The organism is Chitinophaga sp. MM2321 (genome assembly GCF_964033635.1).
Classification (GTDB): domain Bacteria; phylum Bacteroidota; class Bacteroidia; order Chitinophagales; family Chitinophagaceae; genus Chitinophaga.
This window is the reverse complement of the sequence record NZ_OZ035533.1, coordinates 2,536,183-2,556,205: the sequence shown is the minus strand read 5'-3', so window position 1 is coordinate 2,556,205 and position 20,023 is coordinate 2,536,183. Positions and strand designations below refer to the sequence as shown.

15 protein-coding genes are annotated in these 20,023 nt (G+C 46.9%); 10 read left to right on the top strand and 5 right to left on the bottom strand.

Annotation, left to right across the window (positions count from 1 at the left end; genetic code table 11):
• Positions 1–30: 30 nt before the first annotated feature.
• Entirely contained in the window at positions 31–2,628 is a 2,598-nt protein-coding gene (gene gyrA, locus ABQ275_RS10000; RefSeq protein ID WP_349318152.1) for a DNA gyrase subunit A, read from the top strand.
• A 177-nt stretch (positions 2,629–2,805) separates the two neighbouring features.
• Positions 2,806–4,059 (top strand): hypothetical protein, encoded by a 1,254-nt coding sequence (locus ABQ275_RS09995; RefSeq protein WP_349318151.1) that lies wholly within the window; start codon positions 2,806–2,808, stop codon positions 4,057–4,059.
• 149 nt (positions 4,060–4,208) lie between these two features.
• Here ABQ275_RS09995 and ABQ275_RS09990 read toward each other — a convergent pair whose 3' ends face one another.
• The 3 genes from ABQ275_RS09990 to ABQ275_RS09980 form a co-directional block, all read right to left on the bottom strand.
• Positions 4,209–4,409, bottom strand: a complete 201-nt coding sequence (locus ABQ275_RS09990; protein WP_349318150.1) for a hypothetical protein — start codon at positions 4,407–4,409, stop codon at positions 4,209–4,211.
• 145 nt (positions 4,410–4,554) lie between these two features.
• Positions 4,555–6,753: an ATP-binding protein gene (locus ABQ275_RS09985; protein ID WP_349318149.1), complete on the bottom strand. Its 2,199-nt coding sequence runs from the start codon at positions 6,751–6,753 to the stop codon at positions 4,555–4,557.
• 132 nt (positions 6,754–6,885) lie between these two features.
• Positions 6,886–7,581: a LytTR family DNA-binding domain-containing protein gene (locus tag ABQ275_RS09980; RefSeq protein ID WP_349318148.1), complete on the bottom strand. Its 696-nt coding sequence runs from the start codon at positions 7,579–7,581 to the stop codon at positions 6,886–6,888.
• Positions 7,582–7,685: 104 nt separating this feature from the next.
• Between ABQ275_RS09980 and ABQ275_RS09975 the strand changes: the two genes are divergently transcribed.
• The 5 genes from ABQ275_RS09975 (at position 7,686) to ABQ275_RS09955 (ending at position 15,421) form a co-directional block, all read left to right on the top strand.
• Positions 7,686–8,000, top strand: coding sequence for a DUF6660 family protein (locus tag ABQ275_RS09975; RefSeq protein ID WP_349318147.1), 315 nt, complete (start codon positions 7,686–7,688; stop codon positions 7,998–8,000).
• 58 nt (positions 8,001–8,058) lie between these two features.
• Entirely contained in the window at positions 8,059–11,229 is a 3,171-nt protein-coding gene (locus tag ABQ275_RS09970; RefSeq protein WP_349318146.1) for a CusA/CzcA family heavy metal efflux RND transporter, read from the top strand.
• Entirely contained in the window at positions 11,226–12,470 is a 1,245-nt protein-coding gene (locus tag ABQ275_RS09965) for a TolC family protein (RefSeq protein WP_349318145.1), read from the top strand. Before ABQ275_RS09970 ends, ABQ275_RS09965 begins: the two co-directional genes overlap by 4 nt.
• A gap of 12 nt (positions 12,471–12,482) precedes the next feature.
• Positions 12,483–13,661 carry an efflux RND transporter periplasmic adaptor subunit gene (locus ABQ275_RS09960; protein WP_349318144.1) on the top strand — a complete coding sequence of 393 codons (1,179 nt, stop codon included), beginning with the start codon at positions 12,483–12,485 and terminating at the stop codon, positions 13,659–13,661.
• Positions 13,662–13,786: 125 nt separating this feature from the next.
• Positions 13,787–15,421 (top strand): hypothetical protein, encoded by a 1,635-nt coding sequence (locus ABQ275_RS09955; protein ID WP_349318143.1) that lies wholly within the window; start codon positions 13,787–13,789, stop codon positions 15,419–15,421.
• Here ABQ275_RS09955 and nfi read toward each other — a convergent pair.
• The gene (gene nfi / locus ABQ275_RS09950) at positions 15,418–16,110 is read right to left on the bottom strand and encodes a deoxyribonuclease V (RefSeq protein ID WP_349318142.1); all 693 of its coding nucleotides are present in this window, start codon (positions 16,108–16,110) and stop codon (positions 15,418–15,420) included. The two genes, ABQ275_RS09955 and nfi, sit on opposite strands and share 4 nt — an antisense overlap.
• A gap of 15 nt (positions 16,111–16,125) precedes the next feature.
• Positions 16,126–17,325, bottom strand: coding sequence for a DUF763 domain-containing protein (locus ABQ275_RS09945; protein ID WP_349318141.1), 1,200 nt, complete (start codon positions 17,323–17,325; stop codon positions 16,126–16,128).
• A 252-nt stretch (positions 17,326–17,577) separates the two neighbouring features.
• Between ABQ275_RS09945 and ABQ275_RS09940 the strand changes: the two genes are divergently transcribed.
• From ABQ275_RS09940 to ABQ275_RS09930, 3 genes are all read left to right on the top strand, one after another.
• Positions 17,578–17,775 carry a hypothetical protein gene (locus tag ABQ275_RS09940; RefSeq protein ID WP_349318140.1) on the top strand — a complete coding sequence of 66 codons (198 nt, stop codon included), beginning with the start codon at positions 17,578–17,580 and terminating at the stop codon, positions 17,773–17,775.
• 67 nt (positions 17,776–17,842) lie between these two features.
• Positions 17,843–18,100, top strand: coding sequence for a hypothetical protein (locus ABQ275_RS09935; RefSeq protein ID WP_349318139.1), 258 nt, complete (start codon positions 17,843–17,845; stop codon positions 18,098–18,100).
• A 144-nt stretch (positions 18,101–18,244) separates the two neighbouring features.
• Positions 18,245–20,020 (top strand): ABC transporter transmembrane domain-containing protein, encoded by a 1,776-nt coding sequence (locus ABQ275_RS09930; protein ID WP_349318138.1) that lies wholly within the window; start codon positions 18,245–18,247, stop codon positions 20,018–20,020.
• Positions 20,021–20,023 lie beyond the last annotated feature (3 nt).

Below are 20,023 nucleotides of genomic sequence, written 5' to 3'. Positions count from 1 at the left end.
AGCAGAAAAAACTGTAAATCAACACACAAAATGACAGAGCATACGGAAAATCAGCAGGATGGTAGAATTGTCCAGATAAATATCGAGGAACAAATGAAAACGGCGTACATAGATTACTCTATGTCCGTGATCGTAGGCCGCGCCTTGCCCGATGTGAGAGATGGGTTGAAGCCTGTGCACCGCCGCGTTTTATTCGGTATGAATGAACTGGGGAACCACAGTAATAAAGCCTACAAGAAATCAGCGCGTATTGTGGGTGAGGTAATGGGTAAGTATCACCCCCATGGTGATGCCTCTATCTATGATACCATTGTGCGGCTGGCCCAGCCATGGAGCATGCGTTATCCCATGGTAGACGGTCAGGGTAACTTCGGTTCCGTTGACGGTGACATGCCGGCAGCGATGCGTTATACCGAAATCCGGCTGCAAAAGGTAGCGGAAGCTATGCTGGAAGATATTGAAAAAGATACAGTAGACTTCACCACCAACTTCGATGATACCCTCGAAGAGCCTACAGTACTGCCTACCCGTATTCCAAACCTGCTCGTAAACGGTGCTTCCGGGATCGCAGTAGGTATGGCCACCAACATTATGCCGCATAACCTCAGCGAAGTGGTGGACGGCGCTATTGCATTTATTGATAACAGGGACATCACCATTGAAGAACTGATCAAACATATTAAAGCACCCGATTTCCCAACCGGAGGCGTTATTTATGGGTTTGAAGGCGTGAAGCAGGGCTTCGAAACCGGCAGAGGCAGGGTAGTGGTAAGAGGTAAGGTCAACGCAGAAACGGCTAAGAATGGCCGCGAAAAACTGGTGATCTACGAATTACCTTACCAGATCAACAAAGCCGTTCTCCACCAGAAAATTGCACAACTGGTAAATGATAAAATAATTGAAGGCATCACCGATGTACGGGACGAAAGTGACCGCGAAGGTATGCGCCTGGTAATTGATCTGAAACGCGAGGCTATCTCCAACGTTATCATTAATCAGTTATTTAAATATTCCGAATTACAGACATCTTATGGGATCAACAACGTGGCGCTGGTAAAAGGCCGTCCGCGTATCCTGAACCTGAAAGATATGTTATCGGAGTTCATCGATTTCCGTCATGAAGTAGTCGTGAGAAGAACCCGTTTCGACCTGCGTAAAGCAGAAGAAAAGGCGCATATCCTCTCTGGTTACCTCATCGCACTGGATCACCTGGACGAAGTAATTGCACTGATCCGTGCATCCAACACACCGGATGTTGCAAGAGAAGGATTAATGTCTCAGTTCGGACTATCGGAAATTCAGTCAAAAGCCATCCTGGAACTGCGTTTACAGCGCCTTACCGGTATGGAGCGCGATAAGATCCGTGCTGAATACGACGACGTAATGAAACTGATCGCTTACCTGCAAAGTGTACTGAATGATGAGTCTTTACGTATGACCATCATCAAGGATGAACTGGAAGAAGTGAAAAAGAAATTCGGTGACGAACGTAAAACTGAAATTCAGTATCTCGCCAGCGAAATGAGGATTGAAGATATCATTGCAGAAGAAGATGTGGTGATCACCATTTCTCATTTTGGTTATATCAAACGTACCTCTGCTTACGATTACCGTCAGCAGAAACGTGGTGGCCGTGGTGCTATCGGCGGCAAAACCCGCGACGAAGATTATATAGAACACCTGTTTGTGGCCTCTACACACCATACCATGCTGTTCTTCACAGAGAAAGGCCGTTGCTACTGGTTAAAGGTCTACGAAATCCCTGATGGAGAAAAGAATGGTAAAGGCCGTGCCATCCAGAATATGATCCAGCTGCCCGGAGATGATAAGATCCGCGCTATTATCGACCTCAAAGACCTGAATGATAAGGATTTCATCAACAACAACTATATTGTTCTCTGTACCAAAAAAGGTATCATCAAGAAAACAATGGTAGAGGAATTCTCCCGCCCACGTCAAAATGGTGTAAATGCTATTACTATCAATGACGGCGATCAACTGCTGGAAGCCAAACTGACCAACGGCGATAGTCAGATTATGATGGCGATTCAGAGTGGACGCGCTATCAGGTTCCCTGAAGCAACTGTTCGTGATACCGGCCGTGGTGCGATCGGTGTGAGAGGAATTGAAGTAAATAGTGAGACAGATGAAGTGGTTGGTATGATTTGTGTTAACAAGGAAGACGAATCAAGAACAATTCTTGTAGTATCTGAGAAAGGTTTTGGTAAACGGACTAATATTGAAGAATACCGTATCACCAACAGAGGTGGTAAAGGAGTGAAAACGATCAATATTACAGAGAAAACCGGTAACCTGATCGCTATCCTGGATGTAACAGAGAAACACGATCTGATGATCACCTGCAAATCCGGCATCACAATCCGTATGGCAGTAGCAGATATCAGAGAAGCAGGACGTGCTACACAAGGTGTACGCCTGATCCGCCTGGACGACACGGATGAAATAGCAGCAGTAGCCCGCCTGGATGAACAGGAAGAACTGGCAGCAGACATTGTGGAAGGAGAAGAAGGTGCAGAAGGAACAGTTGCCGGAGAAGAAGATACCGCAGCGGAAGGCACACCGGACCAGGAAGCAGCAGCAGCTGACCCTGAAGAACCGGCAGAATAAATAAAACTGGTAATTAAAGCATTAAATAATTGTGCATAAGGGATCCGGAAAGTGATCCCTTATGCATAACTAATAAAATAAATACTGCCGGCTATTAGTGGTAACAACATAGCTGGTTGTATAATCTTTATTAGAGCACCATACTCTTATTGTACAGCAACTAAAAAAACTCGAGACATGAAAAAACTATTGGTATCTCTTCTCTTTTGCACGGCCGGCGTATCGGTTATGGCTCAGCGGGCAAAAGTTAGTAGTGCGGATGAGAACCTGAAAAAGCAAGATCTGGAAAAAGCCAAAGCAGATATTGACGCAGCGTTACAGAATGATAAAACTAAGAATGACGCGAAAACGTGGCTCGTAAACGGTAAGATACTCGAAGCAATGGGTACCAAGCAGAAAAGTGCCCCCCTGGCTCTCGAAGCTTTTTCTTCCTTCAAGAAAGCCCTGGAGATCGATCCTAAAATGAAAGAAGCAGTGCTGGAAATGAATCAGCCTTTGTTTAACGTATACGCTACGGTAGCAAATGCAGGTTACGGTTTCCTGAACGAACAGAAATGGGATTCTTCTCTGGTAAATTTCAAAGATGCTTTTGAAATAGCCGAATTCTATAACAGCAAAAATCTTGGTGGTTCAATCCCTACAGATACAGCCCTGACTTTTTATGTTGGTTATGCAGCTAACCAGGCCGGTAAAAAAGATGATGCTTTCACCTATCTGAAAAAAGCAGCAGATCTGCAATTCAAAGGTGAACCCGCTCTCTACGTAGTACTGGGTCAACTGTATGAAGAAAAAGGCGACCAGGAAAACTGGCTCAAAACTATCGAACAAGCAAAAGCCTTATTCCCTAAGGATAAACGCTTCAACGATATGGAAATGGCCTTTTACAGCAAAACTGGTAAAACCAACGAGTTAATCAGCATGCTGGAAAAGAAAATGCAGGACAACCCTACCGACGAAGCGGCTGTACTGGATTACGCGATCCGTGTTGATAACATGGCTAATCCCCGCGATGAAAAAGGCAACGACGCTCCCAAACCAGCTAACTACGAAGAGCTGATGGGTAAAGCGGAAACAGCTTACAAGAAAGCAATCGAAATGAATGCTGAAGATGCTACTGCCAATTTCCAACTGGGTGCCCTGTACTTCAACCGCGCAGTTGTTTTCAACAAACAACTGAACGAACTGGATAGCAAACAACAAACCTCTTCTAAAGCGAAAGAATTACAAGGTAAAGTGGAAGGACTGATGAATCAGGCTTTGCCTTTCTTTGAAAAAGCTGACGCCGGCTTCACCGCCAAAGGAAGCAGCATCGAAGCATCCGATAAACAGACTTACGAAAGCTGTCTGTATGCATTACAGAAAATATATGCTATCAAAAACCAGACTGCTAAAGTAGACGAAGTGAAGAAGAAACTGGATGGTCTGAAATAAGTAAATAGCTAAAAGATAATAAAATTGAAGCGTGTCAGCCGTAAAGGTAGACACGCTTTTCTATTTGGATCAAAATCCCCCTGGCACACAAAAAAGTCCCGTCTGCCTGAGGCAGACGGGACTTCATCTCATACGCTGTATCGTTGCGATTATGCTTTCTTGGCAACCGGAGCTGCGTGATCAGCTTTTGCTTTATGGCTATGTGTAGCAGCTTTCTTAGTTGAGTCTGCAGTAGCTTTAACTTCTGTTTTAGCTTTTTCTTTCTTTACATGTTTAGCAGCAGGAGCTTGTGCAAAAGAAGCAACAGAAATGCTCATTACTACTACAGCGGCGATCAGGCTTTTTTTCATGATAATGTCTTTTTAAATGATTAAATGAAGTTTTTGTTTTTGAATTTCTACTGTAAAAGTAATGCGAAGAAGAAGTGGTTTGGGGAAGTTTCGGTGAACAGGTAATTACTGTCGTTGAACAAGGAAAAATGAACGGTCGCAGGGACTATAATATAATGTCTATAGCTTCCTGAATAGCCTGTAAACACAGCTGTTTCAGCGTGTTAAACAATTCTGTAACTGCTGCTGCATTGTAATTGTTTTCATCTATGTGTTCCAGTTGTTCCAGGATGGGATAGAGGTGTATTTCCAGTCCTGTAAAAGACACGGTAGTTTTAAGGTTATGCGCTGTTGCACGGATGGCTGCAACATCATTGGAGGTAATAGCATTTTTCAACAGGGAAAGATCTTCCGGCAGCTGGGAAATAAATTGCTCCAGCATGTTTTTTTCAAAGGCTTTATTGCCTTTGGAAAGGTCCTGGAGGTATTGCATGCGGATGAGATGCGGTGTTCCGTTTTCGCTCGTATAGTGCTGGTAAGCCGGGAGTGTTTGGGTGGCAGACTTACCTGTATATAGTTGTATCAAGCGATAAAGGTCATCTTCCTGTATAGGTTTGGAGATGTATTCACTCATCCCCATCTGGAGGCATTTATCCCGCTCGCCCGCCATTGCATGTGCCGTCATGGCTATTACGGGAATATTTGAATGCAGTTCATGCCGGATCTTCTGTACGGCTGTATAGCCGTCCATTTCAGGCATTTGTATATCCATCAGCACCAGGTCGAAATGTTGTTTTTCAATGGCTTGCAGGGCTTCCTTTCCATTGTTCACCACTTTATATTGCAGTTGCCAGCTGGTCAATAAATGCCGGAGGAGGTTTTGATTCATCCTGTTATCTTCTGCTACCAACAGCCATACGTCCGGATGAAGCGGCAAGGGGTCATGCTCGGCATAGCTGCCTTCGCCGTTTTCCGGCAGGAACTCTCCGGGTGTATAAGGTAGTTCTACCTTGAAAGTACTGCCAGCGCCTGGTTTGCTCTCAACAGTAATGGTACCGTCCTGTAATTCTATTAGTTGTTTTACGATGGTGAGTCCAAGCCCGGTGCCGCCGTATTTGCGTGTGGTAGAGGCTTCCGCCTGATTAAACCGGTCGAAGATACTATCCAGTTTGGCGGGTTCGATGCCAATACCGGTATCTCTAACGGTGAATACTATACGAACTATGTTGCCTGCTGCTTTAATGCAGGCTACGTGAATATCAACAGCGCCTTCTGAGGTGAATTTAATGGCGTTACTGGTAAGGTTAACCAGCACCTGTGTAAGCCGCATCCCGTCTCCATACAGGAGATCAGGCACCTGGTCATCGATTGTTACGGTCAGTTGCAGGTGTTTTTCTTCTGCCTTGGGTCTGAACATGGTGTATAGTGCATGCAGTATTCCATGCAAACTAAATGACGTTGCTTCTATGCGCATCATACCGGATTCTATCTTCGAAATATCCAGGATGTCGTTGATAATTTCCAGCAGGTTCCTGCCCGCACCTGCGATGGCGCTTACATATTCCTGTGATCTTTCATTCAGGGGCTGGGCCTGTAACAGGTGAGTAAAACCCATCACCGCATTCATCGGTGTACGGATCTCATGGCTCATATTCGCCAGGAACTGATCTTTTACCGCAGCGAGCTTTTTTTCCTGCTGTCGGGACTCATCGAGTGCTTCAATGAGTTGTTCCTGCTTATGTATCCGGCTGGTAATATAAAGAAAGGCCAGCAGGCTGGTGAGACAGGCGAAAAGAACGAGTACCGATCCCCAGCTTTGTGCTTTTTGTCCGCTGGTATCAATCAGGTTTGCAGTACGGTTTACTTCCGTTTGCCGCGTAGTGTCCAGTTGATGCAGAATACCCGTGATAGCCTCGCCCAGCCGTTTACCCCGCTGGTTGTTGATCATCTTCTCCGCAGCCATTTTCCCGGTGCTGTAGAAGGTATCCAGCACGAGCATATTGAAATTGTTCTTCTCATCCACGAGGTAGTTGAGTTGCGTCAGCAGCTTGTCTGTACTGTCGTTCTTCACCATCTTGTTGATTTCCTTCAGGTCTGCCCTGATCACGGCAATATCTGCTTCAATACCGGTAATATGCAGTGTATCTCTTGAAATAACGGCGCCACGTACTTTGCTGTCCGTTTTAGCCATATTCGTTTGCAGCTTCTGCATCTCATTTTTTACATTGAGTTCCTGCAGCAGTTGTTCATTTCCTGAAATAAGTTTGCGGATGTTTTTAGCGGAATTAAATTGCAGCACTATGAATAAGATCATGCCGGTGATAAACAGGCCGAGGAGGTAATATTTTATTCTTTTAGGCTGCATGACAGTTTAATACATATAAACGCTGATATAGGAAAGCTGGTTCAAAGTACAATATTTAAGACGTTCTGAAGCAACTAATGGCCCAACAGGCAGTAGCTATCGGTCAAAATGGGCAATTTGTCGTCCGGGTGATTATAACAGGTTGAGTTTATTGTTCAGCGCCGCTTTATAGGTATCAGCCACCGGTATGGCATTTTTTTGTATGATGATATTACCGTCTTCTATTATTTCTATCTTGTCCAATGCCACAATATAAGAGCGGTGTACGCGCATGAACCGGGAGGGCGACAGCTTTTCTTCCAATGCTTTCAATGTTGTATGAATGGCATGGAACTTCTGTGCAGTATAGAGTTTTACATAATCGCCCATGGCTTCCATGAAGAGAATTTCTTCCGTACGTATTCTTTTTAAAACACCGTTGTCGCGGATAAATACAAATTCAGTTTCGGATACCTGTAGCTCTCCGCTGTTGCTGTCAAGGATTTCCCTGGCTTTTTCAATGGCCTGGATAAACCGGGCAGGGCTAACGGGCTTGATCAGGTAGTCTGCCACATTCAATTCAAATGCTTCTACTGCATAATCTTTGTTAACTGTGGTAAAGATGATGACCGGACGCTTCTTTCCCAGGTTCCGGGTTAATTCCAGTCCGCTCATGCCGGGCATTTCAATATCCAGCAGCAGCAGATCGATCTTTTCCTCCTGCAGGAGGTTGTATGCTTCCATGGCGCTGCTGCACTCCCCTGCAATATGCAGGTGCGCTACGTGGCTGGCCAACTGGTTCATGGCGGTACGGGCCATCTTGTTATCGTCTACTATCAGACAGTTCATGCAGCTAATTTAACAACAAATCGTAATATACCGGCATCGTACACGCAACGGGGATGCAGTTTTTTATTGAAATGATGTTCTCATTAATTTTTACATTTGTACAAATGAAATGGTTGGTATACATATTAAGCGTCTACATCATCCTGTTGTCCTGCATTCCCTGCAACGACGCCAGTGCTGCCATGCTGCTTAAAAGTACCACTATTGAAAATACAGACACGCCGAGCGGACATGAAGCGCATGCTGACTATTGCTCACCTTTATGCATTTGCAGTTGCTGCAATACACAAATTACAACCGGAGCGGTTATCCTGCTTAATTATTCCGGCAGGCAAACCATGATCGGTTACCCACCATTACCTCTTGCCCCGCTTCCCGCTTTATCAGATAACATCTGGCAACCTCCACAGCTGGTTTAGTATTAATTAAATGATGTTTTTGCTATGAGCATATGGTGTGCCTTTATACGGTGCATCCATGGCTGTAGTACGTCTGTTTATTTCATATAAACCAATCATGCTGGATAAAATTATTCGTTTCTCCATCAGAAACAAACTTATTGTAGGGGTGTTCACACTTGCCCTGCTGGTGTGGGGCATCTTCTCACTCACACGGCTACCCGTAGATGCAGTACCCGATATCACCAACAACCAGGTACAGGTGATCACGCAATCCCCATCCCTGGCAGCCCAGGAGGTGGAAAGACTGATCACTTTTCCTATAGAACAAACCATGGCCGTGATTCCTGAGCTGAAAGAAGTCCGCTCTGTTTCCCGCTTTGGACTATCTGTGGTCACCATCGTATTTCATGATAACGTAGATATTTACTGGGCACGACAACAGGTAAACGAAAAGCTGGGAGAGGCTAAAGCAAACATTCCTCCCGGTATTGGTACGCCCGAAATGTCGCCGGTGTCCAGTGGACTGGGAGAGGTTTACCAATATGTGGTACATCCGAAAAAAGGTTATGAAGAAAAGATGAATACCAGGGAGCTGCGTACGATCCAGGACTGGTACGTGCGCCGGCAGTTGCTCGGAACGCCCGGTGTGGCGGAAGTCAATAGCTTCGGCGGTTTACTGAAGCAATATGAAGTATCCCTGAACCCCGATAAATTGCGGAGTTACAACCTAAGTATTGCGGAGGTATTTAGCGCGCTGGAAAGAAATAACCAGAATACCGGTGGTGCTTATATTGATAAGAAACCAAACGCTTATTTCATCCGTAGTGAAGGATTGATCAGCAGCCTGGCTGATATAGAAAGGATTGTGGTAAAAAATATTCCCAATGGATTGCCTGTGCTGATCAGGGATATCGCTACCGTGCAGATCGGCAATGCCAACCGTTATGGGGCACTTACCCGCAATGCGGATGGGGAGGCCGTAGGCGGTATTGTGATGATGCTGAAAGGGAAGAATTCGCAGGAGGTGGTGAAGGCGGTAAAAGCGCGCATGGAACAGATCCGTAAAACACTACCTGAAGGCGTAGTGATAGAACCTTTCCTGGACCGCAGCGAGTTTGTGGGGCGTGCTATGGGCACTGTACAGAAGAATCTCATTGAAGGCGCCCTGATCGTTATTTTCGTGTTGGTGCTCTTCCTGGGAAACATGCGGGCAGGGCTGATTGTAGCCTCTGTTATTCCGCTGGCGATGCTATTCGCCATTGCCATGATGAAGTTATTCGGTGTAACGGGCAACCTGATGAGCCTGGGTGCCATTGACTTCGGACTGATTGTAGATGGCGCCGTGATCATAGTGGAAGCTACTTTACATCATCTCTCCGGTAAAAATAAAGGTGCTGGTATCCTGCGTTTATCACAACAGGAAATGGATGAGGAAGTATATAGTGCTGCCAGCAAAATACGCAATACCGCAGCGTTTGGGGAAATCATCATCCTGATCGTTTATCTGCCTATCCTGGCATTGGTGGGCATTGAAGGGAAGATGTTCCGCCCTATGGCGCAAACGGTTTCTCTTGCGATCCTGGGAGCATTTATCCTGTCACTCACCTACGTACCCATGATGGCGGCTTTATTTCTTCATAAAGATCTACGGAATAAAGTCACTGTTTCTGATCGCATCATGCGTTTCTTTCATCGTATATACGATCCCGTTATAAAGGCAACCTTACGTGCAAAAGCCCTGGTAACAGGTATTTCAGTGGCTCTTTTTGTGTTGGCGCTGTTCCTGTTCAGCAGGATGGGCGGTGAATTTATTCCCACGCTGGAAGAAGGCGATTTTGCGGTGGAAACCCGCTTGCTTACAGGGAGTTCCTTATCTGAAACCATCGATAAGGTGAGCAAGGCTTCCGATATCCTGCTAAAACAATTCCCGGAAGTAAAAGAGGTGATAGGTAAAATTGGTGCGGCGGAAATCCCTACAGACCCCATGCCCATGGAAGCCTGCGACCTTACCATATTGCTGAAACCAAAGAAGGAGTGGACCAGCGCCCGCAGCAGGGAAGAACTGGCCAATAAAATGCAGGAAGCCCTGGAAGCCATACCAGGCGTGAGCTTTGGCTTTTCCCAACCTATCCAGCTGCGCTTTAATGAGCTGATATCCGGGGTACGGCAGGATGTCGGAATAAAGATTTTTGGAGAAGACCTGCCCACATTAGCTTCCCTGGCACAGAAGATAGGCGGTATCGTAAATCGTACAGATGGCGCCCGCGACTTATATGTAGAACAAACCGGCGGGTTGCAGCAGATCGTAGTATCGGCAGACCGGAATAAAGTAGCCCAGTACGGATTGGATATTGCTACCATCAACCAGGCTATCAATACGGCTTTCGCAGGGCAAAGTGCCGGCCTTGTATATGAAGGAGAGAAGCGTTTTGATCTCGTGGTAAGACTGGATCAGCAGAACCGCCGGGATATCACGGATGTACAAAACCTTTACATCACTACACCATCGGGAAACCAGGTACCATTACAACAACTGGCCAAAGTAGAAATGAGCACGGGACCAAACCAGGTGCAACGGGAAGACGCCAAACGCCGCATCATTGTGGGCTTCAACGTACGTGGGCGCGACATTGCCAGTGTGGTAAAAGACATTGAAGCGGCTATTGATAAAGAAGTAAAACTACCCACGGGTTATTTTATCCGTTACGGCGGGCAATTTGAAAACCTCCGTGAAGCAAATGCACGTTTAGCCATTGCCGTGCCTGTTGCGCTACTGCTCATTTTTGTATTGCTGTACTTCACTTTTCATTCCGTAAAGCAGTCGTTGCTCATCTTCACGGCTATTCCCATGGCCGCCATAGGCGGGGTGTTTGCGCTGCTGCTTCGTGGAATGCCTTTCAGTATCTCCGCAGGCGTAGGCTTCATTGCTTTGTTTGGCGTGGCCGTGTTGAATGGTATGGTGCTGATTGGAGAATTCAACCGCCTGAAGGCGGAAGGGGAAACAGACCTGAATAATATTGTACTAAAGGGAACGGCTATACGCTTACGCCCTGTGTTAATGACAGCCCTCGTGGCTTCATTGGGCTTTCTGCCGATGGCGCTTGCCTACAGCGCAGGTGCAGAGGTACAACGCCCGCTGGCTACCGTTGTGATAGGTGGATTAATAACATCCACTTTACTCACGCTGCTGGTGTTGCCCTGTTTATATATCTACTTTGAAAATGCTTTCAAAAAACGCAACGCATGAAATTACGTACCATCATAATATGGCTGTTATGTCCTTTCGCTGCTTTCGCGCAATCGCAATCGCAGCCACTGACAATGGAACAGGCAGTGCAATTGGCGCTGCAACAAAATAAAGGATTGAAATCGGCCGACGCTTCCGTGGCCTATTACCGTGATATTACCAAAACCAGCGCGGAGCTACCCAAAATGCAGCTGGGCCTGCAATATGGGCAGGTAAACAGCTACATAAAAAATGACAACAACTATAGCATCACGCAAACCATTCCTTTCCCTTCGGTATTTGGTGCAAAAAAAGCATTGAATGAAGCACAGGTGGAAAAAGCCGTGTGGGAAAAAGCAACCACACAGCAGGAACTGGTTTACCAGGTGAAGCAGGTGTATGTACAGCTACTATATCAACACGAGTTACACGGCCTGCTGATGCAGCAGGACAGCCTGTTTACCAGCTTTGCCCGTAGTGCGGACCTGCGGTACAAGACTGGTGAAAGCCGGTTGCTGGAGAAAACAGCTGCCGAAGGAAGATTACAGGACGTCCGGAACCAGTTGCGTCAGAACGATGCAGACCAGCAGATCTTTATGTCGCGCTTACAGGCATTGACGGGAAGTGATACGGCTATAACTATTGTAACCACAGAGATCCCGGTAGGTAACACCGTCCTGGCAAATGATTCGCTCGCGGTGGAAAACAATCCCCGGCTGCGTTATTTCAAGCAACAGGTAACCATTGCGGAAAAACAGAAAAAGGTATTCAGTGCTTCCATACTGCCAGACATTACCCTGGGGTATTTTAACCAGTCACTCATTGGCAGTGCGCTCAATGCTTCAGGAATGCCGTTGGCGACCAACAGTAACCGCTTCCAGGGATTTCATGTAGGACTGGCTATACCCGTATGGCTGGGCCCCATGAAAGCCAGGGTAAGAGCAGAAGAGCAGCAGCAGCTGGCAGCAGGATTATACTACGACAATAGTGTGATACAATTGCAAAGCCAATACCAGCAAGCAGTACAGCAGTATATCAAGCAACGCAACAGCCTGGATTATTACCATCAAACGGCGCTGCCAAATGCCGATCAGTTGCTGCAACAAACCGCTAAAGCCTTTACCACCGGTGATATCGGGTATGCGGAGTATTTTCTAAACCTGGAACACGTGATGACTACCCGTCAGGGATATCTGTCGGCACGTACCGATGCGAGACAGGCCGAGTTATATATCGCTTATCTCGCAGGTCATCAACTTTAAAAAATTATTATCATGCAATTCATCAATAAACATATATCCCTTTCCGTTATACTGCTCTGTTTTTCGGTGGCCTTTGTGTCCTGTGGCAGCCAATCAGTACCTGGTAAAGAGGAAGCCCATGACCATGGGGAAGAAGCGACGAATACCGTGGAGCTTACCCCTGCACAATTCAAAATGGCGGGAATCACTTATGGCGTACCGGAGCCACGGCAGATCAGTGGCGCCATAAAAGTGAATGGCTTCCTGGATGTACCACCACAACAGCTGGTGAGCGTATCTGTACCAATGGGCGGCTTCATCAAAAACACGACTTTGCTCCAGGGCATGGCTGTAAAACAGGGACAGGTAATTGCGGTTATGGAGAACCTCGACTATATCCAACTGCAACAGGATTATCTCGATATAAAAAGTCAGCTGGAATATGCCACCGTGGAGTATGAGCGGCAGCAGGAATTATCGCGTGAAAATGTAAATGCCTTAAAAACGGTGCAACTGGCTAAGGCTTCTTTTCAATCCTTACAAGCGAAAGAGAAAGGACTCCGCGAGAAATTGTCTTTACTGAATATCAATATCCCTTCCCTTGAAAAAGGTAACATGCAACGATCTGTCAATATCTATGCGCCTATCAGCGGATATGTGACACAGGTGAATGTCAACCTGGGACAGTTCGTCAATCCGGCAGACATCCTTTTCAGAATTGTAAATACGGAGCATTTACATGCGGAGCTGACCGTGTTTGAAAAGGATGTTCCAAAATTAAAAATAGGACAGCCCGTCAGGTTTACCCTGGCGAATGAATCTACAGAACGTACTGCCACCGTGCATCTTATAGGCCGTGAAATCAGCGCGGAGCGCACTGTCAGGGTGCATTGCCACCTGGATAAAGAGGATGCACAGTTACTCCCCGGCGCCTACCTGCAGGCGATGATTGAAACCGGCAAAGCGCAGGTAAAAGCCCTGCCGGAAACAGCTGTCATTAATTTTGAAAACAAATCCTATGTATTTGTAAAGGACGCCGGTACAGATAGCCTCCATCATTTTACCATGCGGGAAGTACAACTGGGAAATAACGAGCAAGGCTATACGGAAGTGATCTTCCGGGATGACATACCCGATAAAACAGTTGTGATAACAGGCGCTTATGACCTGTTGGCGAAGATGAAGAACAGCGGAGAACATGAAGGTCATTAGGAGCAGTATGCTGTTGATTTTCAGGATGGATAGGGAAGGAGGTCCGGGTCTGGAGCGGCTTCCCTAAAATCATCTCAATCATAGTTATTTTTTACATATATTTGAAATTATTAATTTATGTAAAAATGAACTACTTCAGACCAGCCTTTTTACTATTGCTGTTGTGCGCAGGGATCATAACGTTATCAGCACAGGTACCCATTGTTACATTGGGGCCGTCGTTTGAGGAACCTGGCGATGGATGGGATAAATTAATGCAACTGAAAAACGGTAATACCGTCTACCTGCATTTTTCAAAGAAGGAGGGCATCCGCATAAGCGTTTACAACCCGCAGCGGGAGCTGGTAGCAATGGATAGCATTGTAGGAGGAACACAGTGGAATGCGGCTGATCTGGAGTCTACAGAAATAGATGGTATCTATGAAATAAACGGGCAACCGGTTGTCTTTCTGCAACAGATTGTAAAATATACACCGGTATTCTTCCGGCTGGTACTGGACCCGCAAACAGGGAAATTATTACGGGAAGATAAACTGGGAGAACTGCCTACGATTCAACACCGGAGCGTGTATGTACAGGAGAACCTGGCATCGCACGATTGTTTTGTGGAGAAAGATCCACATAGTGATTATTATGCCGTGGCCTTTTTTTCGGGCGCCGAAATCCAGCGCAACGACAGCATCCGGGAACGCATACAGGTGTTGCATTTTTCACCGGAACATGAACTGATCAATAAGGGTTGGTACTATTTGCCCGACACTGCGTATAGCTATTTCAGTTATATCAATATGGCCGTACAGGGCCGGGAAAAGGTATACCTGGCCACGGTAGGTTTTAATGCAAAAAAGAAAGGAACAGCGCCCTTGTCAAAAGTGATCTTCTCTATGCTATCGCCGGACTCGGCTACCTTTGCCCACCAGGTGCTGGACTATACCGCTAACGCTGGTGATGTAAGCGGATATGTGCAGCCAGTCCCGGCTACACAGGAGGTGCGCATGCTCCTGTACATACCGGGCCGAAAGACGGATGGTAACAGCGGTATCTTTATGAACACCCTGCTTGCGGGCTCCGGCAAACTGCGGAAACAGGTACAGCTCTCGTTCCCCGAACTTTCCAAGAATGCGCAGGTGAACCTGGGCTATAAAGATGATTATAAAGGCGCTCCTCAACGGTTACTCCTAAACGAAGATGGCAACAGCACCCTGCTCATGGAAAACCTCACCCGCTTTAAACAGGGGAATACACAAATCAATAAACTGCACACCAACCTGGGCGACATCGGCATTGCACAATTGGATTCCTCCGGCCGGGAAAACACCACGCTGGCTGTTTCCAAGTACCAGGCCATCACCGGTATATGTGAACCTTTCTATCAGCAACGCCGCGAAAAAAGTGAATGGATTTTCCGGAATAAAATCGCCGCCATCAACACCAATACTTATTTATCTTACGATTATATCGCTTCTCCCAATGCTGCGTTTATAGTGTTCAATGACTATCTGCAATACCTGGAAACAGGCGGACAGGAGAAAGCGCGCAAGCCGCTGAAATACACGGCTGACGCGAATTTTGTTTGCTATCGTTTTTATAATGGTAAAATGGAAAGACTATTCCTGTTTGGCACACCCGAAGTAACAAAAGGATATTATTGTATGATGGGCGCCGCTGATTACCAGGCGCAAAATCGTGTATATGCCACCGTTATGATCAGCAGAAAGGGGACGGAAAGAAAAGCTTGCCTGGCCTGGGTGCAATTTTAACTGGCTTCCGAATAACCTTCCGGCAAAGTACCCAGCCGGAACTGGTTCACGGCATTATGCGCCAGGCGTGTAGGTTCCGGTAAACGATAGCGTTGCACACATTGCAGAATGAGCTGCAAACTGCCTGCAACATCCATCAGGTGGCCGGGCGATACAAAGATAGGTTTCACCTTTTGCTTGCTGCGCAGCACACTACCCATCACCATACCTTGCTTATCTGTCAGTGGCGTATAGTCGCCACGGTTAGGACCCGGTTCTTCATAAGCGCCAAAAAGTTTTTTCTTGGCACTGCCAATAGTAGGGTGGTTGGTCAGCACGCCAAAATGCGATGCAATACCCATGCGACGAGGATGCGCAATACCATGACCATCTACCACCAACACATCCGGTTTCTGCGGCAATTGCTCCCAGGCATCCAGCAGTGCGGGCACTTCCCGGAAAGCCAGGAAGCCGGGTACATAGGGAAAAGTCACCTCTTTCTTTACCAGGCTATAACCAACCGGTGTGAGTTCCGGAAAACGAAGCAGCACAATACCGGCGTATACCGTTGTACTGAATTTATTGAATGAAATATCAGCACCAGCTATATAATTAACAGGACCATTGTAGGGCTGGATGATCACTTTATCCCGCATTTCCTTTTGAAGGATGGTTGCTTCCGGTACGCTGAGTTCATTATAATTTATCATGGTCTCCGTAGTTTATCAGAATAATTCAAGCTGCTCACCGCCTTTTGGTTTAGTGGCTTTCCCGAAAACGGTTCTGCCCCCATATTGCCAGGAGTTGCGGCGTTCCTGTTCTATTACCTTGTCGAAATTGGCATTCGGTTCAAAATCTTTTTCTATTTGCATGGCGAGCCGGGAGAGCTTTTTTATAGCGTCCTGTTTGTCGGACTGTCCTATCCTAGCTTTGTCCAGTGCTTCCCTGAGTGTATGAATGGTTTCATCATACACCTTGATGGGAACCGGGAATGGATGCCCGTCCTTACCTCCATGGGCAAACGAAAAGCGGGCCGGGTCCTCAAAACGGGAGGGGGTGCCGTGAATCACTTCACTCACAAGTGTCAGTGACTGTAACGTTCTCGGGCCTACGCCTTCCAGCATGAGCAGGGCTTCAAAATTAGCGGGGTTGGTATCATGCGCCAGTGCGAGCACGCTCCCCAGTCGCTTCAGGTTCACATTTTCCGCGCGCACATCATGGTGCGATGGCATCAGGAGGTGGCGTATTTCTGGAAGCAGATGAGCCGGCTTTTCTTTCAGTACCTGCATTATACCGGCTTTGGTCTGGTCGGCATGCAGATCTGTGAGATTAAGAATAAGCCCTTGGTTGTGACCGTAAATAAAAGTATGTGGTGCTTCTGTAAAAGACTGAAAGGCTGAAGAATGCCAGTGGTACCGTCTTGCCATACTACTGGCGTCATTCATGCCCTGTTGCACCACGGCCCATTCTCCTTCATCTGACAGAATAAAAGAGTGCAGGTATAGTTGAAAGCCATCCTGGATGGCGGTATTATCTACTTTGGCTGTTAGCTTGCTGCTGCGCACGAGTTGCTCACCAGGCAGACCAGTTCTTTCAGCAATGGCCATCAGCTCCGCCGGGGTTTGACGACTGTGGCGACCTTTCCCTCCACAGATGTAAATACCCAGTTCCCCCGAACGAGGATTGAGGGCCTTTTTCAGCGCGCCCATCACGCTGGTGGTGATCCCTGATGAATGCCAGTCCATCCCCAATACACACCCCAGGGCCTGAAACCAGCAGGGATCACTGAGCCGTCTTACAACTTCACCTTTACCATAATCTGTCACTATCGCCTCTACAATAGCGCCGCCTAAAAGGCTCATCCGCTTTGCCAGCCATGGTGGAACATGACCGTAGTGTAAAGGCAGGTCTGCATAAGAAGGCATACTAAAATAATTTTGTACCTGAAATTGTGTAGCAAAAAGTCATCTAATTGTTCCCTTTTGCTACGATTTCCCCATATAGTTGTTCATCAAAACCTGTATCAATACCGGATCTTTCTATATGATCACTATAAGTGTTACCTCTTTTAAAATATCTCCTCACAAATGTAAGGGTTGGCACAATTCTTTCCTTCACCTAAAATAGCTGTCGTATGACGGAATCTATCTAACACTAACATTAAATTTTGTGGGCTTATGAAACCTTTATTATATAAATCCTGCATGGTTATCTGCATAACCGGTGTCCTCAGTATCTTTCTCCTGGCATGTAACAGTAGCAGGGAGAGCGCAAAGGAAGCCGATTCTGCCGCCGTAACAATGCCCAAAGTGGATAGCACCAGTGTTATCCCGGTGGATACAATGGTTACCAAACCTGATACTGCTCATTTATAGCAGCATTTTAAAGGGGAAGACTGTTAACCATATCTGACCTATTTACTTCACCTTTTAAATGTTCCGTATGAAAGTATCAAACATCCTTCTGGCAGCAGGGGTTTCAACGCTCATGCTCATGTCGTGTGGCAATGGAGCCAATCAGAATGCAGATTCGACCGGTATAAACTCCGAGTCAACAATGCCGGATACGGCTGCGCTAATGCCAGACACCGTTCCGGGAGCACAGGCTCCTCCGGGTGCCATTAATCCGGGCGAAGATTCTGCCCGCTTTGGTACCGGCGCCGGTGACTCTACAAAAGATGGAAACCGCAGGCCGCAGTAATACACTGTTACCCGATGGCCATCGGTGCAAACAAGCAGGATAACTGCCTTACTAAGGTTAGCAACAACTAATCCGTAGTAAGGCAGTTTTTTATACAATATCTTTGTTACTTCATCGTCTCCCTGTAACAAAGACTTTATCCTGATGCAAAGAGATACCGGTACAGATACGCCTAAGCAACGCCTAAAAATGGCGTCCCTCAAGAAAACATTCCGCCTGTTTCATTATGTGAAACCATACTGGCCACAGTTTGCACTGGGCCTGTTTTTCCTGCTTGTTTCCAGTCTGGCAGGTCTCGCATTCCCCAAGCTGTTAGGTCAGCTAGTAGACCCGAAAAGCAGCACCGACCTGCTTCATGGCATGAATAAAGCAGGACTCTTGTTACTGGCTGTACTGGTAGCACAATCCATCTTTTCTTTTTTCCGTATCATCCTGTTTGTAAATGTAACCGAGAAGACGCTGGCCATGCTGCGTCAGACGATTTACAGCCACCTGATCAAACTGCCCATGAAATTTTTCCTGGAAAGAAGGGTAGGAGAACTGAGTAGCCGTATCTCTTCCGATATCTCCCTGTTGCAGGAAACATTTACGACCACACTGGCAGAATTTATCCGACAGATGATCATCATTGTAGGGGGAATTGTGATTTTGCTGATCACTTCCTGGAAGCTCACAGCCTTTATGCTGGCCATTCTACCCATCATGATGGTAGCGGCTGTAGTTTTCGGAAAATTTATCCGCCGCTTTTCCAAACAGGTACAGGAACAGGTGGCCGCAGCCAATACAGTTGTGGAAGAAACATTACAGGGTATCATGAATGTAAAGGCTTTTGCCAACGAATATTTTGAGATAGCACGCTACCGTCAACGCACCAACGAAGCGGCGAGGATAGGCATGAAAGGGGGTAAGTACCGCGGTGCATTTTCTTCCTTTATTATCCTGGGTATTTTTGGCGCCCTGGTAGCGGTGATCTGGAGAGGCGTAGCGATGGGACTCAGCACACCGGAATTGTTATCATTTGTACTTTACTCCGTATTTATAGGCGGCTCCATTGCCGGCTTAGCAGAAGTATATACCAACCTGCAGAAAAGTATCGGCGCTACAGAACACCTGCTGGAAATCCTGGATGAACCTGAAGAAGATATTACGCCGGTAAAGATCATCCAGCCGGAAAATCAGCTGGGTGGACAAATCAGCTTCCGCGACATCTCTTTTCATTATCCATCCCGGCCGGATCTGACCATTATGAATGACGTATCCTTTGATGTGTATGCAGATCAGAAGGTAGCCCTGGTAGGTCCCAGCGGCGCCGGAAAGAGCACTATTGTGTCGTTGCTGCTAAGACTCTATGATCCGGTAAGTGGCAGCATTTCTTTCGATGGCAAACCAGGGAACACCATTCCTTTGTCGGAGTTGCGGGCACAGATGGCTGTTGTGCCGCAGGATGTCTTCCTCTTTGGGGGTACTATCCGCGAAAACATTGCCTATGGCAAACCAGACGCCACTGACGCCGAAATGGAAGCTGCCGCAAGACAAGCCAATGCCTGGGAATTTATACAGCGGTTTCCGCTGAAACTTGACACCGTGGTGGGAGAACGTGGCATCCAGTTATCAGGTGGGCAACGCCAGCGTATTGCCATAGCCCGCGCGGCGCTTAAAAACCCCAGGATACTCATCCTCGATGAAGCCACTTCCGCACTTGATTCCGAGTCGGAGAAACTGGTACAGGACGCATTGGACAAGTTGATGGAAGGACGTACGTCTATCGTCATTGCGCATCGTCTTGCCACGGTAAGACAAGCAGATAAAATCATCGTGCTGGACAAAGGCAGCATCGTAGAGGAAGGCACCCACGCAGAACTGATTGGCATGGATGGTGGATTGTACAAAACATTAAGTGAAATGCAGTTCACAGTCTAGTTG

What these genes read in the sequence shown, in the direction of transcription:
- gyrA (WP_349318152.1), top strand. Translation starts at nt 31, where the DNA reads ATGACAGAGCATACGGAAAATCAGCAGGATGGTAGAATTGTCCAGATA.
- ABQ275_RS09995 (WP_349318151.1), top strand. Translation starts at nt 2,806, where the DNA reads ATGAAAAAACTATTGGTATCTCTTCTCTTTTGCACGGCCGGCGTATCG.
- ABQ275_RS09990 (WP_349318150.1), bottom strand. Translation starts at nt 4,409, where the DNA reads ATGAAAAAAAGCCTGATCGCCGCTGTAGTAGTAATGAGCATTTCTGTT.
- ABQ275_RS09985 (WP_349318149.1), bottom strand. Translation starts at nt 6,753, where the DNA reads ATGCAGCCTAAAAGAATAAAATATTACCTCCTCGGCCTGTTTATCACC.
- ABQ275_RS09980 (WP_349318148.1), bottom strand. Translation starts at nt 7,581, where the DNA reads ATGAACTGTCTGATAGTAGACGATAACAAGATGGCCCGTACCGCCATG.
- ABQ275_RS09975 (WP_349318147.1), top strand. Translation starts at nt 7,686, where the DNA reads ATGAAATGGTTGGTATACATATTAAGCGTCTACATCATCCTGTTGTCC.
- ABQ275_RS09970 (WP_349318146.1), top strand. Translation starts at nt 8,059, where the DNA reads ATGGCTGTAGTACGTCTGTTTATTTCATATAAACCAATCATGCTGGAT.
- ABQ275_RS09965 (WP_349318145.1), top strand. Translation starts at nt 11,226, where the DNA reads ATGAAATTACGTACCATCATAATATGGCTGTTATGTCCTTTCGCTGCT.
- ABQ275_RS09960 (WP_349318144.1), top strand. Translation starts at nt 12,483, where the DNA reads ATGCAATTCATCAATAAACATATATCCCTTTCCGTTATACTGCTCTGT.
- ABQ275_RS09955 (WP_349318143.1), top strand. Translation starts at nt 13,787, where the DNA reads ATGAACTACTTCAGACCAGCCTTTTTACTATTGCTGTTGTGCGCAGGG.
- nfi (WP_349318142.1), bottom strand. Translation starts at nt 16,110, where the DNA reads ATGATAAATTATAATGAACTCAGCGTACCGGAAGCAACCATCCTTCAA.
- ABQ275_RS09945 (WP_349318141.1), bottom strand. Translation starts at nt 17,325, where the DNA reads ATGCCTTCTTATGCAGACCTGCCTTTACACTACGGTCATGTTCCACCA.
- ABQ275_RS09940 (WP_349318140.1), top strand. Translation starts at nt 17,578, where the DNA reads ATGAAACCTTTATTATATAAATCCTGCATGGTTATCTGCATAACCGGT.
- ABQ275_RS09935 (WP_349318139.1), top strand. Translation starts at nt 17,843, where the DNA reads ATGAAAGTATCAAACATCCTTCTGGCAGCAGGGGTTTCAACGCTCATG.
- ABQ275_RS09930 (WP_349318138.1), top strand. Translation starts at nt 18,245, where the DNA reads ATGCAAAGAGATACCGGTACAGATACGCCTAAGCAACGCCTAAAAATG.